Genomic DNA, 17476 nt, shown 5'->3' with positions numbered 1-17476 from the left:
TGGACTTTTAAAATTTGCTAACTTAATCAGAACTGACGTTATTTAGTTAATACCTTGACAGGTGCGGAGGTTGCCGATAAATCGGTGACAGCTAAAGAACTATCAGTGGATTGATATGCTGATTTATTTTCCACCTTGGCATCTGATTTGGCATCTGATTTGGCATCTGACGTTGACTTTGATATTGCTTTGACATTTGCGCCGAGGTCGGAAGACTTATCAAGAGGCTTAGAGGATGGCTTTTCACTGGCTGAAGAGACTTCAGGTTTAGTTGCTTCAGGTTTAGTTGCTTCAGGTTTAGTTGCTTCAGGTTTAGTAGGGAAAAACTTACTCGTATCAAAATTGAAGTTTTTGAAGTAGTTAGAAGAGGCTTTTGGCGCGATCGCCTTCGAGTCTTTGTCTGAAGTTGCAGTTTCAGAAGTTGCAGGCTCAGAAGTTGTAGGCTTAGAGGTTGCGCCATCGGATGGCTCAGTCGATACCTTGGGCAAGGGAGCGGGAGTAACCGCCTTAGCAGGTTCGGTTATAGGTGCATACTTGCTACGAAAGATGGTAGGAGAAGTTTTCGCAGGTGTGACGGGTGCAGTTTTTACCGAAATCGGTGCGGGTGGCTTCACAGTTTCGACTTCAGGGGCATTCTTCGGAGCCACTTTGATCGCTGGTGCTATTGTATTTGCAGGAGCAGTTATTGGCGATGCTGGAGCAGATTTTACTTTAATCGGCGCAACCTTAACTGGCTCGATAGGCAAGGATTTTGTAAGTGGGGCTACGGGAACAGGCACTACGGGAATTACGCTCGTAGCTTTAGCGTCTTTATCGTTATTAGGAGAATCCGCTGGCTTGACTTCTTGCTTCAGGGGCTCGACGACAGTAGATGGAGAGCTAGCATTTTCCTCTTTGGAGGTTGTCAAGGGTGCATCAGTTACGGGAACAGGACTAGCCGACTCGACAGGTGTTGGGGTAGGAGCAACATAGTCAGGATTGACAATCAAGTCGATATTAGCAATCTTTTCACCACGAACAAGACGGGCTAGGGTATCAGTGCCATTGGGTTGATAGTTAATTACATGAGCGGTACTGTTAAATACATTGGCGATCGCATCCCCATCTGGCTCGATCAATTCCAATTTAACCCAGTTTTGTCCTGCATTAAATCCCTTGAGATAGATCGGTTCCCAGCGATCGAAGGTGAAGCTTTGTCCGTCAACCGTCGCTCGGACTTGCCAGTCATCGATCGCGAGATCGTCTTTACTTAGCACAGGTAAAGGTACATTTTGCACATAAAAGTCGAGCATGATCGGCTCTGCCCCATAGGTTCCCACGGGACGGCTATAGGTTAGCAAGGGGACTTTTGCTTCAGGAGCATTTTCGCCAGTCTTGGTCAGAACGTGAAAAGTGGTCTGGGCGTAAGCACCCTCATTCTTGAAACTCTCATGCCAAGGTCGAGAAGCAAAGGCGCGGATCGTATGAGTTCCCGCACTCAGATGATCGAAAGTTACGGTTTGGTTGAGGTCGTAGAGAGCTTGGTACTCTTGATTATCCAGCGTCACATGGACATGGGGACCAAGTCCAAACTCAGCATTTTTAAAAATTGGTAAGTTTTTTACGTCAAATTTGACCGATACGTCAGTGCTAGGGATCACCTCATCAGGTTTTGGGCTAACGATACTGACCTGTGGCGTATATTTTTCGAGAAATCGGCTCAAGCGTTGGATTTCGGTAGGTGGAGAAACCTCAACAAGGCTGGCGCTAGGGGTCGTTTTCCGATCGGAATTTTTACTCTCTGGCTTACTATCCCCACCGCAGGCTGTGAGGTAAAAGCACAGGGCGATCGCCAACAACAAACTGGATAACTTTTTCCAAGGGATACTTTGCCAATATGCTTTAACTCGCGAAGTTTTTTGCTTGCCTTCGGGTTGGTTAGAGTTTGCGATCGCGCTCATAAAAACTATGCTCAACTCACATTACACAGGCAAATATACCGAAAAATGAGCGCTTTGCTTGTAAAGAAAACCCATAATTTATAAAACAATTTACGAAAAAGTAACGGTATTGCTAAATAAGTAAGGATAGGCGGCGCTTCGCGCCGCCCATCCTTACCATATGATTACCATCCAAATTAAGACTGCCAAAGCAACTCTAGGCGGCTTTTGAGTAAATTGCTCTATGCTAAAAGTTATAATTTTCATGCTCAAAAATTTCCCCATCAATGCAAGTACGCCGCCAATCTGAAACTGCTCGTCCTAAAGGCTATGCGATCGCCGATCCCACTGACGCACCTCAAAATATTTTAGAAAAAATTGTCTGGCACAAGGAACGGGAGGTCGCGCAAATGTATGCCAAGGAGCCTCTAGAATCCATTAAAAATAGAGTGGGGCGATCGACGCGAGATTTCTATGGCAGCTTGCAAAATTCACAGACTCAACCCGCCTTAATTGCCGAAGTCAAAAAGGCCTCCCCCAGTAAAGGCATATTTCGGCAAGACTTCGATCCCGTTGCGATCGCCCAAGCCTATGCCCAAGGTGGCGCGAGTTGCCTTTCAATTTTGACCGATCGCGAGTTTTTTCAAGGGGGCTTTGAATATTTGCAACTGGTACGTCAAGCCATTGATTTACCGCTATTGTGCAAGGAATTTATTATCGATCCCTATCAAATCTATCTGGGGCGATCGTGTGGGGCAGATGCAGTTTTATTAATCGCCGCTATCCTCACCGATGAGGAGTTAACCACATTGCAAGCGTTAATCCATCAATTAGGTATGACGGCTCTGGTCGAAGTGCATACACAATCGGAACTTGATCGAATTTTACATATTCCCGATGTACGTTTAATTGGCATTAACAATCGCAACTTAGAAAATTTTGTCGTAGAACTCGAACAAACCAAAATCTTAATGGATGGGATAACTCCAGAAACGAGAAATCAATATCTCTGGGTCAGCGAATCTGGCATTTATACCCGTCAAGATTTAGATTTTGTGCAAACCTGCGGTGCAAGTGCCGTACTTGTCGGCGAGTCTTTAATTAAACAAGAGAATATTGCAGAAGCAGTTAATAAATTACTAAGCAACTAAGCAAAAACAGAGAGCGCACCACCCGCTATGCGGGCGCTACTTTCGTCTAGGGTTATAGCAACGTAAGAGATCTCTAGAACGAATCAAAACCCCAAAGATGAGTGGCGGCGCGAAGCGCCGCCACTCATCTACCAAGCTAAGAAATGGCGTAGCCATTTCTTAGCTTGGTATTTAGCTTGGTATTACGTTGCTATAGGAGAAAAATAGGGTTTCGACTTCGATCAGCGAACATAACCCGATGGCTGAACAAAGTCGAAGCCTCTCTTCAAATCATTTAGGATAGCTGTATAAGTACTTGTGCAAAATAAATTACGGAACCCTGTAAAGTTGCGCCCCTGCGGGGCGCAACTTTACAGGGTTGGCTCTGTAATTAATTATGCCTAGCTACTTGTTACTTTGGTTAAAAACATGAGATTTTAAAGACATGAACCAGAATCTACGGTCGTTAGTACAAATATTTCAGAGTTTTTTACTGCCCGTAATTCGGATTTTGGTATTTGCTTATCTTGGTCTAGCGATCGCTTTATATTTCGGGCAATCCAATCTCATCTATATGCCGAGCAAAGATCTATTAGAAACCCCAAAAGACAATGGATTAAAATTTGAAGATATTCAACTAACCACCAAAGACAATATTAATTTAGATGGCTGGTTCGTACCTGCAACCGACAGCGATCCCATTGGTAAAAGCATAATTTTGTTTTGTCACGGCAATGGCGGCAACATCAGCAATCGCGTGAGTTATCTACCAATTTTCAGGGATTTAGGATTATCCACCCTCTTATTTGACTATCGCGGCTATGGCAAAAGTGATGGAAAACCCACCGAAGAAGGAACCTATGCCGATGTTGAGGCTGCTTGGCAATACCTAACCCAAGAGAAAAAAATTCCGCCCAAGAAAATTATTATCTACGGCGAGTCCCTAGGTGGCGCGATCGCTTCTTATCTCGCGCAAAAAACTTCACAGGACTATGGACAAGACTATAAAAATGCAGCAAGAGGCTTGATACTTGCGTCAACATTTACCTCTGCTAGCGATCGCGCCGCCGAGCTTTACCCATTTCTGCCAATTCGCCTACTATCACAATTTTCCTACAACTCCATCGATCGCCTACCCAAAATCAAGATTCCCATCTTGATAATTCACAGTATCGATGATGAAATCATTCCATTTCATCATGGCGAGAGAAACTTCCAATCTGCCAATCTGCCTAAAAAACTAATTAAAATCAAAGGCGATCATAACGGCGGTTTCCTAGATTCTCTCGAAACCTATCGCACTGGGATTAGCGAATTTGTCCAGAAGACCTAGCTATTTTACTCAAAAAGCTATTTCTCGAAAGGCTATATTGTAGAAAGTAGAAAGCAATATCAAAAATTACTAACTAACTAATAAATAAGTAAGTGGGCTTAATTAACTATAAACCCCTAGAACCTGCGGCGCACGCTGCGCGTGCGCCGCAGGTTCTAGATCTGGATTTTAATTATGCTGAGGTACTTAAGAGCCAAAAGCTAAGAGCTAAGAGCTAAAAGCTAAAAGCCAAAAGCTAAAAGCCAATCCCCAATTACCAAACTTAAACTACCAAACTCATCCGTGCTACTAGGTTTCGATCCAGGAAAACAAAAATGCGGTGTCGCTGTCATGGGCTTAGATCGTAAGCTGCATTTTCAGGCAGTCATCCCCAGCCTAGAAGCGATCGCCAAAGTCGGCAATTTATTAGAGAGCTATCCCATTTCGTTGATGGTGATGGGCGATCAGACTGCCTCTAAGCAATGGAAAGCCGAATTACAAGCCACATTCCCCGACCTGCGGATCATCACCGTAGACGAGCGTTTTAGCAGCGAAGAGGCGCGTCAAAGGTTTTGGCAAATTTATCCCGCCCAAGGCTTAATGAAATTAGTCCCCCTCGGAATGCGATCGCCCCATCGCCCCATCGATGATATCGTGGCTGCCATCCTCATCGAACGCTATCTTAGCCGTCTCATTAGTTCATAAATAAATAGGTAAGAATGGGCGTTGCTTTGCGCCACCCATTCTTACCTATTTAGGAAAACCCATAAACAAGAAAACAATATATTAACCACCAGTTTTCTCCAAAAGTTTTGTCAAGCTTCGTAAAGTAACGTTAAGTAAGCTTGAAGCAGGGGTATATAGGAATGATATCTTTGCAAATGATAACAAAGGCGTATACGCAATTTGGGAGAAAATCTCAATGTCAGAAGAACAAGCAACAGCGACTGCACCTACCCCCAAGGGTAAAACTCCTATCTGGGGCGGTAGCACTGGTGGTTTGCTCAACGCAGCCTTCACCGAAGAAAAGTACCTGATCTCTTGGGACAGCCCCAAAGAACAAGTATTTGAAATGCCTACAGGCGGTGCTGCGACTATGGTCAAAGGCGATAACTTGCTTTACTTAGCTAAGAAAGAGCAAGCATTAGCTTTAGGTACACAGTTGCGTAAATTTAAGATCACCAACTATAAGATTTGGCGCGAATTTCCCAATGGCGACCAAGTTTATCTACATCCTAGCGATGGTGTATTCCCTGAGAAGGTGAATGCTGGTCGTGTTGCCGCAAATAGCGTCAGCCGCAAGATTGGTGATAATCCTAACCCCGTAAGCGTTAAGTTTACTGGTAAGGCTACTTACGATGTCTAATTAATAGCTAAAGCTATTACCCTATCGCTCTCATTTATTTTTAATTTTTACAAAAGCTGTCGCGATCGCAAGGTTGAGGCAGCTTTTGTATAGCAACCGTATCAGGAAATACCAATTCCCAAAATGGCAACGCCATTTTGGGACTCCTAAAACCTAAAATATTGTTGCCGCGCGGAGCGCGGCAACAATATTTTAGGTTTTAATTATTTTTTTAATTCATAAAGCGATGTTTGGCATAAATAGCAATACTCGTGACACCAAGTAAAGGGGTCATCCAATCGCCCCAGAGCACATAGAGAGTCTTCGTATCCCTTAAATAGACTGTTTCTGCATGGGTTTCGTAGGTGTTGACCTGCGAGAGCCAGATCGTCCGCCCATTGGGATCGACAAAGCCTGAATAGCCAGTATTGGTAGCCCTTACCGCCCAGCGATCGCTTTCGATGGCTCTAGCGACATCTTGGGCATGGTGTTGGGCTGACATGTAGGAAGCAAAATGAGCATTGTTGGAAGCGGAGAGAATTAACTTCCCACCTGCGGCAGTTTGAAATCGAAAGGTAGCTGGATAGGCGGATTCATAACAGATTCCCAAGATAAACCGCCCCCAAGGTGTATCGACCAGTTGCTCGCTCGAACCAGCCTCCACTTCTCCGCGCAGTGGTGATAGACGCTTAATTAGACCTCCTAAAATTGCTTTAAATGGAATATATTCGCCTACTGGCACGAGGCGAACCTTGTCATATTGACTGAGAATCTGATTAGAACCATCAATTAGAAAGAGACTATTTGTGTAATTATTTGGATCTTCAGTATTCGGATTGCGGGTCTTACCAAAACCTCCTAGCCATACGGGCACGCGATATTTCTCAACCGCACGATCGAAAGGTTCGCGACGCGCATCGTAATTTGGATAGAGAAAGGAAATCGCCGTTTCAGGTGTAACGATCATTTCCGCTCCAGATTGAGCCAACTTTTCATAGCCCTTAGTATAGTTATCAACGGCAATTTCCCATCCTCTTGGTAAAACCGTCAGGATATTCGGGAAGTTACCCTGAATAATACCTGCTTTGATCGCTTTGCCATTTGTGCTTGCCATGCGATCGCTTTGCATTTCCCATGCGCCATAACCAGCCATTGCTAATACAAGCAAAATTACAGCGATCGCATAGCGCCATTGTTTTACAAAACCAAGCAACGGCGTAATTATTACCTGATGATTTGCTGAGGCAAAGCGATCGCGCCAAGTTTTCTGCAAAAGAGTTTCTGCCAACAATCCATTAACAGCCACAATCGCGGAAGTCATAGTTTGCTGACCAGAGAGACGACTGACTTGCAGAAGTAATAGATCGTGAGGACTCTGGGTATAACCTAGTGCTGTCCAATAGAGAGGTCCCCAGCTCCAAACAATCTCCAAACCACTAAAGATCGCACAGGCAATAACCAGCCGACTCGGCACCTTCAATTTCTGAGTAAATAATGCCATCCCCCCTGCCCATAACCCCGATAATACTGCCCCCCATCCCGCAATCAACAACCAAACTAATGTAGCAATCAAAAAACTATTCCACCAAGGCACACCCATCCACTCCATTGGATGTACAGATGTAATCCAAAATAAAGCCATACTGTGATAGCAAAATCCCCACATCACTCCCATTGCGATCGCTGCCTTCACTTTCAGCCTTTGAGCCAACATCCACAAAGGCATCAGCGCAATCCACGCCAGCCACCATTGACCAAAGGGATCGGGAGTCAGTCCCATCAACAGCCCCCCAAGGGCAGCAAACAGAAGATTTTGCAAATTTTGCATAGGAAAGCCAGACTATCTTGGATATTATCTTGTATGGTAATTATACGGTTTTCTCATTTCTGGCTCAATTCTTGATTAGTATGCTTTTGAATAGCCAATCTACAATTTAATTTCAAAATTATGGAATTGTTTTCTTCCCCTAGTGAAACCTATCTTGAATATCTTTTCAGTCATTACCCTGACATTGATGCAAACATTTTGTCATTCCTCGAATCAATCTTTGACAATACGAACTGGAATAATCCTGAGACTTCGACAGATTGGAATAACTTAGCTGTTATAGATTTAATTGAAGCAGAACAATCTGAAAATCTAGAACTAAAAGCCAATTTCATTCAATCAGCAAAAGAGAATCTTGAAAGAGGGTTTAGCATAGATCAAAGTCCACATTGTGCTGCCCACTATGTTCTTATTCAAAGTATGTTAGGGGAAGATAGTAAGGCAGTCTCCCTAGCTTTAAATACCGCTGTTAATCTATTTCAACCTATCTATACATCTTCTGAAAGTATTTCTACAGTATTAATTTACTTACCTTTGTCTGTTAGAAGATCGATAGAATTTGAGTCAATTCTTAATGCAAGCAACGGTTATGCTCAGGCATTAATGTTACTTGCTGAAGTTTTATGGCGATCGCAGTTTATATTTTACAATTCTTCAGGGATACGCTTTTTAAGGCTAGCCAATCAACTTGCTCCCGATAGCCCCACTATTAGTTTAATGCTGGGTATTGCAGAATTGATGAGCGGTCAGGTCGAAGGACTTGTCCACTTACACCATGCTATACAATTGCATCCACTTTATGTGCCAATTTTACAAGCACTTTACCTTGGTTATCGTGGTATTGGAGATCTCAATAAGTCTAGATATTGGTTGGAAGCTGCAAATAATATTCGTCTAAATCAAAATAGTGATACTGCTGCATGGCAATGGACGCAATTAGCATTAGAAAGCAAAAATACTTACGTTGATTTTGAAAAAGATTTAGTCTTATCTATTGAGCCAAGTTTTCATAGTATTGTGACGACAGTGCTGGTTGCTCAAGGTGACTGGTTTGAGAGAGAGATGGAGTTTTGGCGAAATGGGATTAAAGCAGGAATGACCGTGATTGATGTTGGGGCTAATGCTGGCGTTTATACATTCAGTGCTGCCAAAAGAGTTGGCTCAACGGGTTTAGTATTAGCTATTGAACCATTTTCACAATGTGTTGCCCATCTAAACGAAACTTGCCTAATTAATCAACTAGATTGGGTAAAAGTTTGTGCGGGGGCAGCTAGCGATCGTAATGGCAGGGCAAAACTATCTCTTAGCTCAGCCAGTGAGCTTAATGAGCTTATTTCTGAAGAGGATGGACAAGCTAGAGACGAGAGTAGTGTTGAAGAAGTTGAATGTTTTACTTTAGATAGCCTCATTGAAAAATATGGTGTAAGTCGAGTTGACTTTCTCAAGATTGATGCCGAGGGGCATGAACTGCAAGTTTTGAAAGGAAGCGATCGCCTTCTTACTGAATTTAAACCCATTATTCTCTATGAAAATATTGCAGGTTCTCAAGGCAGTAATTTGCCTGTTGCAGATTTTCTTAGAAGTATCGGTTATCAGCTATTTCGCTATCAGCCATATTTACAAAAGCTGATTTCTGTTGATGTTAATGGTGATTTTCAGAATAGACTAAATATAATTGCTTTACCTCAGAGAATCATTATTCAATAATCATGTTTTTGCTAACCATTCAAAAAAGTTAAAGGATTTGTATATGTCAGTATTTCTTCCAAGTTTAAAAAAGAGTGGCATCTTAGATCAAATTCATATGACGATTTGTAATGTTGGATCTCGAAAGTTAGTTAGTCAAGATGACTATGCGAGTCAGGGGTGGCAAATATTTATTCCCAATCTCAGTATTTATGGATTTGATGCCGATGCCGATGCTTGTGATGCCGCTAATGCTGAACTTGAGACAAGACAAATCAACTGGAAAGAAATTCATATTCCTTTAGTGCTTGGTAAATCCATAGAAGAGAGAACTCTTTACGTCACAAAAGATCCCATGTGTAGTTCTCTATATCCACCAAACGAACCATATTTAGCGCGACTAGCGGAACTTCCAGAACTTGTCAATCTGGATTTCAGCTTTGAGGTTGACACAATAACTTTAGATCAATTCTGTCAAGATGAAGGAATAAGTGAAATTGACTTTCTACAAATCGATGTTCAGGGAGCTGATCTTGATGTTTTGGAAGGTGCTAAGAATATCTTAAGTCATAGTACTTTAGCTGTCCAAATAGAAGTTGAATTTTCGCATTTATATACTAATCAACCCTTATTTGCTGATGTTGATACATTCTTAAGAAAATATGATTTCACGTTATTTGATCTATCTAAATCTTATCGAATTCCTCGATCTTGCTCACCGATTTGTTCTACAGTAAGAGCAGGGCAGTTACTCTGGGGCGACGCTTTCTATTTTTGCGATCTAATTCGCGAGGATATCGATAGAAAACTAAAATCACCATCTCGTATGCTAAAGTTAGCTTGTATTGCTGATATCATGAATTTCCCAGACTATTCTTTAGAAATATTAGAATATCTGACACTGGAATATGGAAAAGATCCAAACTATAACTTTGCTGACAACATAATTGAGGGATTAGCTCAATTTCCAGATTTAGTTAGAGATGGGCTTAGCTCTTTGCCTGTAATCAAGAGAATTCGAGACCATGCCACAAATTTAGACTTATTTAGTTAACGTCAGTTCAGGTTAAGTTGGCAAATTTTAAAAGCCCAAAAGTAAAGGCATTGCTAAACAAAGCCTTTACTTTTGGGCTTTGAGGAATGGTAACCCTTCCTCAAAGCCCGCTTCAAATTATCCCGAACTCACGTTGGTTAAGTTAAAACCTATCTGCGGATATAGACAATCAACTAATCTCTAGTAGCACGATCATTAGTGATTCCATCTCTATTAATGTTTGTTTAATTTCAGAAAAAGCTTGCCTTTCAGTTATTGATTCTTTAGTTAGCCAATTTACAGGTTTAATTCTTAACCATTCTTGTGTCAATTCCTTCACTGTTAAAGATTTATCCCATAACAAATGCATACAAGCGCAAGATGTTGTATATAAACTAATCGGCTGCGAAGAATTGATGTTTAGAAACACATGAATATTAAATGGTGCATAAAGCGATATCGCCAAATCTAAAGATTCTCTAATTTTAGAATGTTTCAACTTAGGATGAAGATAAACCATAACATTTTGCCAATTTTCATCTGTCCATTCTTCTGGAGGATTAACAACATCGCCTTCGCCAATATGACCGCACCAAAAATCTAACAATCGATTTACTGGGTGTAAAAGTTCATAAATTTGCAGTTTCTCCTCAATAGAAGAGGTTGAAAGAACCATATCCAAGTACTCAGAAGGGTTATTTCTATCTTTGTACAAATCTCTAACATTCCACTGATTCCAATTGGTCATACTAATAAATTCCAATTCAGAATCCCTTATTATTTCGAACATTTGTAGAATTGTGTAACCTTTATCTTCCTGTAACAAATAGTTGACTGATAGAGTTGTATCATCAGAACTAGCTTTCCAAGTTAGTTCTTTGAGCATAACTCTATCATCTAAAGAATTCATAATCTCGCGAAGTAAAGAGAATTCTATATCGCTAGGCGAGTCATCCATTAATCCCAGAAATCTGTATAACTGGTGTCCTTGATAAAAATAATGTCTCTGATAAATACTATGCAGATTACCTTGAATAATTCCTTGAGGAGCTAAAACCGTCCGCATTACCTTCAAGCCGTCTACTGGATTGGGTAATAAATAAAGCGTATCGTTACAATGGATAAAATCAAACAACAAACCTAACTTTGGTATATCTTCTAAGGGCATGACATAGAATTCTACGTCTTTATATCCATGATACTCTAGCCGTCTTTTAGCCCATTTAATTGATTCCTCCGAGATATCGATTCCTATAACTTTTGCACCAGGATTAGCTTGAACTAATGCTTGAGTCAAAAAACCAGTGCCACAGGCAACATCTAAAATTAATTTTTTCTCTGAATTTACAACCTTTTGAAAGCGTCGATAATGTGGTGTAGTTATACAGTACTTAAATAGTGAGTTAATATCATCTTGGAAGGACAAGTCAATAGCAGCATTCGGATAAGGAATCTTATCAAACTGTTCATGTACAATTTTAACTTTTGGATCTATCATTTTAAAATCTATAATTTTTGCAAATTAACCAATCTTATAAAAGAGGTTTAAATAATACTAACAATCTCATTATTAGCTAATTTTGATATTATTTTATCTCAGCTAGATAATTACTCCACATCTGTTGATAAGCATTTTCTATATCTTTTGTAAATTGCTTTGCATCCCACAGTGGAGAAGTTTTACGAGATTCTTTCAATCTCCAAAATATTTGCTTTCGCAAGTTTTCATCTTTACCCAATCTTATTCCCCATTCTACATATTCCTCATCCGTCCAAGAAATCCCTTCAGTAACTCCTACATTCATCATCATTGTATAACTATTTCTTGCTGAAAATTGTTGTCCTACCTTTGTTACTAAAGGGATACACATCCAAAGGGTTTCCATCGTTGTGGTCGCTCCATTATAGGGATAGGTATCTAAAACCACATCAGCAATTCTTAGATTGGCACGGTGCTCCGCTTCACTGTCGGCTAGGGGCAAAAACCTCAATCGATCTTCACTTACACCTTCTTTTTTAGCAATGTCTATGAAAAATCTCTTGGTTCCTTCTTCTTCGCCCCATCCCTTAATCAAAAAATAGCTATTAGAAACGGAATTGATGATTTGCATTTGTAGATGAACTGTATCTGGAAAACGCTTGTAGCTAGTTTGTGTGCAGAGATAAACAACAGCATCATCAGGAATATTCAATTGCTCCCTTGAAATAGAGGGAATGGAAAATTCAAAACCATCTACAGCAATATAAGTATTAGGTAATCGCCAAATTTTTTCTGAGTAGTAATCCTGAGCATCTTTCGGCAAGACATAGGGATCGGCAATAAAATAGTCAATAGCGGGAATACCTGAAGCATCAAATCCTAGCCAAGTGACTTGAATCGGTGCAGGTTTAAGAGCCATAACCTCACAAATAAAGCCTCCAGTGACACTATCAAGATCGATGAGGATATCGATCTCATCCTGACAAATTTGGTTAATAATATTCTCAACATTTGAGTCAAGACTGTAAGCCTTATCTGAGTAATAAGCAATTTGCGCTTGGATTGAATCAGTTTCGTTAGGCAAGGGTGAAATGGCATAAGCATGAACCAAAAAAAGATCGTGATCGTGATGCTGAAATATCCATCTTGACAACCACCCTATGGAATGTCTGCGAAGACACGTAGACAAGTAACCAACTTTAATTTTATTATTATGAACTAGTTTTTCATTAATATTAATTTTTTTGCGTTTATTTAGCAAATTCTGTTTCATTAGATTAACATAAGATTGGCATAAAGAGTTTATTTTATGTCTTATTGAATGATTAGCTTGTGGAGTATCTGTAAGATAAGATTGAAAAAAAGTAGCATTAAATAAATTACTAATCACATTGACATCTATATATTTAGGCTTGTCTTCGATTAGTTTTTGTAGTAACTCTAATTGGGATTTACTGACAGTAAAAATTGATTCCCAATCTTCACCTGCTGCCATTAAAGCCTCCAAAATTAGATGTGTAGCGATAATTTGATTTGGAAGATCCGTAGCCAAAGACAGATATATATTTGCTGTATCAATACACTTAGTATAATTAAGATTCCGCCGCGAGAAGGCAGCTAAATGACTTAACAATTCAAGGTTTTGTGGTTGTAAGTCAAGACAAACTTCAGTCATATTTTCAGCTAGGGTAAAGTCATTGAGACCAAAACCTATTTTAAGAGCCGTAGGTTTCACTACATTAATAAAATCATTCGAGTTTGAAATGTAATAATCAGAGCATTGTGAAATAAATTGAAATGATAATGGATTACTTGGGTCAATCTCTAATATTTTAGCAATAAGTTTTAATAGCAACAACCTGTCAATATTCTGATTATCTGATAATTGCATTAACTCAATTAAGCTAAAATCATTAAGCTCTTCAATATTGAAGTTACCTATCTCAATAGATAGTATAAATAACTTAAGAAGATTATTAATTTGATTGGGATTTATCTCCCTGATATGCTGTCGGATAAGCCAAGACAATTTATAATCTGTCAACGACTCTTGCCTCAAAGCTTCAATCTCTAAAACTTGACAAAGCTCTTCTGTCGACCGTTCGATCTCATCGACATGGTAACTAATGTCATCGTCTTCTATACCTGACAACCAAGCAATCTGAGCTTCTTCTTCTTTGCCCTGCAGTAGTAAGGAAAGTCCTAAATACCAATAGTGAGACTTAATTTGAGGTTCACTAGAGATTAGCATCTCATATAAACTTTGAGCATGGATATAGTCTCCTGCTGTTAATGAATAATATGCCTGTGTTGTTGAAATATCATTACTCATAATCAATTTGTATAAATCTCCCACATTTGCTGATAAGCTTTTTCCATTTCTTTCGCGAACTGTCTAGCATTCCAAATCGGAGCGGATTTACGAGACTCCTTAAGCTTCCAAGTAATTTCTAGCCTCAATTGGCTATCTGTACCCAGTTTGACACCCCATTCAACATACTCTTCATCAGTCCAAGCGATACCTTCTACCAAACCAGCATTCAGCATCATTGTGTAACTATTTCTTGAGGCAAATTGCTCACCAACGCGAGTCACAATCGGAATTCCCATCCATAAAGTCTCTAAAGTTGTAGTAGCTCCATTATAGGGATAAGTATCTAAAACCACATCAGCAATTGTTAAATTCGCTCGGTGTTCTAGTTCAGACATAGTAAGTGGAAGAAATTTTAGGCGATCACAATCTACTCCCTCGGATTCAGCAAGTCTAAAAAACAATTCTTCTGTAGAGTTAGCATCTGACACACCCTTAATTAACAAATAAGAATTAGGCACATTCTTAAGAATCTTCATTTGCAAACGGATATTATCAGGATGACGCTTATATCCTCTTTGCCCAGTGAAATATATAACAGCATCTTCAGGGATATCTAATTGACTGCGGTGTATTGTAGGAACACCACACTCAAATCCTTGAACAGCAATATATGTTTGGGGTAATCGCCATATTTTCTCAGAATAGTATGTTTGAGCCGATTCAGGTAAAACATAGGGATCGGCAATGAAATAATCTATGGCTGGAATTCCTGATGCATCAAAGCCTAACCAAGTTACTTGAACAGGAGCAGGCTTAAGAGAGACAATTTCACAAGAATTCATATAGGTAAGACTATCAAGATCGACAAGAATGTCAATTCCATCTTGAGAAATCTGATTGCATATATCAAGAGTGCTTCCTATTGACTCTATGCCGACTCTATAAGATTTATAGACTTGTTTTGAGTACCACTCTTGCAAATGGTCTGAGTTATTTTGATGGTAATTGAGGAAATAACCGTAAATCTGAAACTGTTCACGATCATGAAAACTAAATAACCATCTTGCAAGCCAACCAATTGAATGTTTTCTCAGACAATTAGACAGATAGCCAATTTTTAGAGGTTTAACAATTCTGTTACTTCTTTTTGAAAGGTTTTGAGATTTGAAATAATCAACTGGTTGTTGATAAACCTGTTGAACTTTTTCGAGACATAGACTAGAAATTTGATTTTGATTTACGCGTATATCTTTGGGATTATCGTCAATATAAGGAGCAAAAAATCTAGAAATGAATAGGTGAGAACTTATATCATTAAAATTTTGATAATCTAGTAATGGAAGAAGAGTCTTTTGGTGCTGGGAAACTGATAGGATCTCTTCCCATCTACCGCCAGCACTAACTAGGGCATTTAGAAGACAAAAATCAGCCAGTATTTTGTTTATTAAATTATCATTTCGAGATGTAGCTTTTCTAGCAACTTCTAGAGCTTTTGAGAATTGCTGGTATTGTAGGTAAAACCCAACTAGATAACCAATTAATTCTTGGTTGTTGGGACTGATTTTTAAACCAATATTTATAAATTTTGTTGCAATTTCTAGATTTACATCACTGAGCTTGTAGGCTATGGGTGCTATTAATTCAATAAAGCAACTTACATCTTTAATATAGGGCAATGTTAAAGATACGATCTCTAGCTGTAATTCATAATTCAAATCTGAAGCTAAAACATTCTGAACTAATTGAAGAACAGAATTATTTTCAATGTTTGTGCCCGAATGATTTAACTCTAATATCTCAAGTATCTTCAGATCTTGAATCAATTCATCGGTTAGTATTTTTAGATGAAGGGAAAGATAAATAATCTGGACTAAATTATCAAAGTTATCTGTATCGATTTCACGAATATGTTGACGAATTAACCAAGCATTGCGATATCTTTTTAAATCTTCTTGCCTTAAAGCCTCTTTCAAGAGGAGCTTACATAAGTCTTCAGTCCATTCATTAACTTCCTCTAAAGTAGCTTCGCCTATTCCCAACGACCAAGCAAAATGGGCTTCTAGTTCTTGCCCTTGGAGAAGCAGCAAAATTCCTAGTTTCCAGTAATGCGACTTAACATTTGGCTCAACTAAAATCTTATCTTCGTAAATTTTTGCTGCACTAGCATATTCTTCACTAAGTAAGAGTTTATCAGCGTTATTTTCCCAATCAGTTTCGTAAGGAAAAGACATTTAGGTTAATGAATAGTAAAAAATGAGAAGCTTACACTAGAATTGTTTCCGAGAAAAATTAAATATATTTTTCATGCAAACATAAAAAATTAGTTTTGAGAAGCTAGTTTAATACGCTTCTCAAAACTAATAGTAATCTATAAATTACTCTTGAGCATTATATTTTTCAAGATGATAAGTGATTTAGAAAGAGGGAAAACTAATAATTAGGAGAATGAATTTAAAACAAGTAAATATTTTTACTTGTTTATTAACTCGAACAAATATCTTCCAATTAAACTTCCCAATTTAAATCACACTATTGAATTGAAGTAGAAGGTACTGCAGGACCAGTTATAGTACAAGCAGGTGCACTGGCTGCGGCAAAGGTCAAAGCAGAGCTAGTTGTATATAAAGCAGTAGCAGCGGGTGAGTTAACAGGGGCAAGATTTTGTTCGCACAATGTTGCCAAGGATGTTGCTTCGTTGGAGCCAGTAGGAGTAGAAATACTTACACCGCCAATATAACCTTTGAGGTTTGATGTAGCTGCACCAGCCAAAGCTCCAGGAGTATTTTGGCTCGCACCAGGAATAGCAACGCTAGTAACGGTACTTTGGTTCTTACCCGCAACAAGAGCACCAGATGTGGTGTCGAAACCAGTGGTATAACCATAGTTAGCAGTAGTCAAAGCAACACCTACAGCTAAAGTAGCGAGACTAGGAGCAAACTGTTGTTTTTCTAAGTAGTATGCTTGTTGACCGCGATTTAGAGAGCCAACATAGGTTTTAGCTTCAGATTGACGAGCTTTAGAAGCTTGATTTAAGAAAGAAGGAAGAGCGATCGCAGCAAGGATACCGATGATGATAATAACAACGAGAAGTTCGATTAGGGTGAAGCCCTTTTCGCCATTCTTCTTGTTGAGGATGTGTTGAATGAGCTTGGTCTTGAATTCAGATTTCATGATTCTTTATCCCGTGTATGTCAAGAACGTTAACCGTTTGGTTGTGAAAGTAACTTACCCACAAAAAAACGGAATGATATCAACGATCAAAAAATATTTTAATGCTTCGATATTGAAGCAATCTTCCTTATCACAACATATAGCTGCTGCTAGTCTTGTTAGGACAAAATTAAACCTCTTTTTTTATGTGCTGTGCTAATACAACGTGAGTTCGGGATAATTTGAAACGGGCTTCGAGAAAGGGTTTGCGTAGCAAAC

The 17476-nt window shown here is 39.4% G+C and carries 12 protein-coding genes; 6 read left to right on the top strand and 6 right to left on the bottom strand.

Features of this window, described 5'->3' with window-relative positions:
- Window positions 1-38: 38 nt before the first annotated feature.
- Window positions 39-1940, bottom strand: a complete 1902-nt coding sequence (locus tag PSE7429_RS05785) for a hypothetical protein (protein WP_009626153.1) — start codon at window positions 1938-1940, stop codon at window positions 39-41.
- A 266-nt stretch (window positions 1941-2206) separates the two neighbouring features.
- Between PSE7429_RS05785 and trpC the strand changes: the two genes are divergently transcribed.
- The 4 genes from trpC to PSE7429_RS05765 all read left to right on the top strand — a co-directional run bounded on the left by trpC (window position 2207) and on the right by PSE7429_RS05765 (window position 5727).
- The gene (trpC, locus tag PSE7429_RS05780) at window positions 2207-3070 is read left to right on the top strand and encodes an indole-3-glycerol phosphate synthase TrpC (protein WP_009626152.1); all 864 of its coding nucleotides are present in this window, start codon (window positions 2207-2209) and stop codon (window positions 3068-3070) included.
- 424 nt (window positions 3071-3494) lie between these two features.
- Window positions 3495-4382 (top strand): alpha/beta hydrolase, encoded by an 888-nt coding sequence (locus PSE7429_RS05775; protein ID WP_009626151.1) that lies wholly within the window; start codon window positions 3495-3497, stop codon window positions 4380-4382.
- A gap of 282 nt (window positions 4383-4664) precedes the next feature.
- Window positions 4665-5066 carry a pre-16S rRNA-processing nuclease YqgF gene (locus tag PSE7429_RS05770; RefSeq protein ID WP_009626150.1) on the top strand — a complete coding sequence of 134 codons (402 nt, stop codon included), beginning with the start codon at window positions 4665-4667 and terminating at the stop codon, window positions 5064-5066.
- A gap of 217 nt (window positions 5067-5283) precedes the next feature.
- Window positions 5284-5727, top strand: coding sequence for a photosystem I reaction center subunit II PsaD (locus PSE7429_RS05765; protein WP_009626149.1), 444 nt, complete (start codon window positions 5284-5286; stop codon window positions 5725-5727).
- A gap of 211 nt (window positions 5728-5938) precedes the next feature.
- On the opposite strand, the gene lnt is transcribed toward PSE7429_RS05765, so the two are convergent.
- Window positions 5939-7534 (bottom strand): apolipoprotein N-acyltransferase, encoded by a 1596-nt coding sequence (lnt, locus tag PSE7429_RS05760; RefSeq protein ID WP_009626148.1) that lies wholly within the window; start codon window positions 7532-7534, stop codon window positions 5939-5941.
- A 120-nt stretch (window positions 7535-7654) separates the two neighbouring features.
- Between lnt and PSE7429_RS05755 the strand changes: the two genes are divergently transcribed.
- Both PSE7429_RS05755 and PSE7429_RS05750 read left to right on the top strand, forming a co-directional pair.
- On the top strand, window positions 7655-9241 hold the full coding sequence (locus PSE7429_RS05755; protein WP_009626147.1) for an FkbM family methyltransferase: 1587 nt from the start codon (window positions 7655-7657) through the stop codon (window positions 9239-9241).
- Window positions 9242-9284: 43 nt separating this feature from the next.
- Window positions 9285-10274: an FkbM family methyltransferase gene (locus PSE7429_RS05750; RefSeq protein ID WP_009626146.1), complete on the top strand. Its 990-nt coding sequence runs from the start codon at window positions 9285-9287 to the stop codon at window positions 10272-10274.
- Between the two features lie 169 nt (window positions 10275-10443).
- Here PSE7429_RS05750 and PSE7429_RS05745 read toward each other — a convergent pair whose 3' ends face one another.
- From PSE7429_RS05745 to PSE7429_RS05730, 4 genes are all read right to left on the bottom strand, one after another.
- Window positions 10444-11751: a class I SAM-dependent methyltransferase gene (locus PSE7429_RS05745; protein WP_009626145.1), complete on the bottom strand. Its 1308-nt coding sequence runs from the start codon at window positions 11749-11751 to the stop codon at window positions 10444-10446.
- 88 nt (window positions 11752-11839) lie between these two features.
- Complete coding sequence (locus PSE7429_RS05740) at window positions 11840-14065, bottom strand: O-linked N-acetylglucosamine transferase, SPINDLY family protein (protein WP_009626144.1); 2226 nt, start codon at window positions 14063-14065, stop codon at window positions 11840-11842.
- Between the two features lie 2 nt (window positions 14066-14067).
- Window positions 14068-16278: an O-linked N-acetylglucosamine transferase, SPINDLY family protein gene (locus tag PSE7429_RS05735; protein WP_009626143.1), complete on the bottom strand. Its 2211-nt coding sequence runs from the start codon at window positions 16276-16278 to the stop codon at window positions 14068-14070.
- Window positions 16279-16576: 298 nt separating this feature from the next.
- Window positions 16577-17218, bottom strand: coding sequence for a type IV pilin-like G/H family protein (locus PSE7429_RS05730; RefSeq protein ID WP_009626142.1), 642 nt, complete (start codon window positions 17216-17218; stop codon window positions 16577-16579).
- Window positions 17219-17476 lie beyond the last annotated feature (258 nt).

It is taken from the genome of Pseudanabaena biceps PCC 7429 (assembly GCF_000332215.1).
In the GTDB taxonomy this organism is placed as follows: domain Bacteria; phylum Cyanobacteriota; class Cyanobacteriia; order Pseudanabaenales; family Pseudanabaenaceae; genus Pseudanabaena; species Pseudanabaena biceps.
The sequence above is the reverse complement of the archived record's forward strand: the minus strand, read 5'-3'. Positions and strand labels throughout refer to the sequence as shown.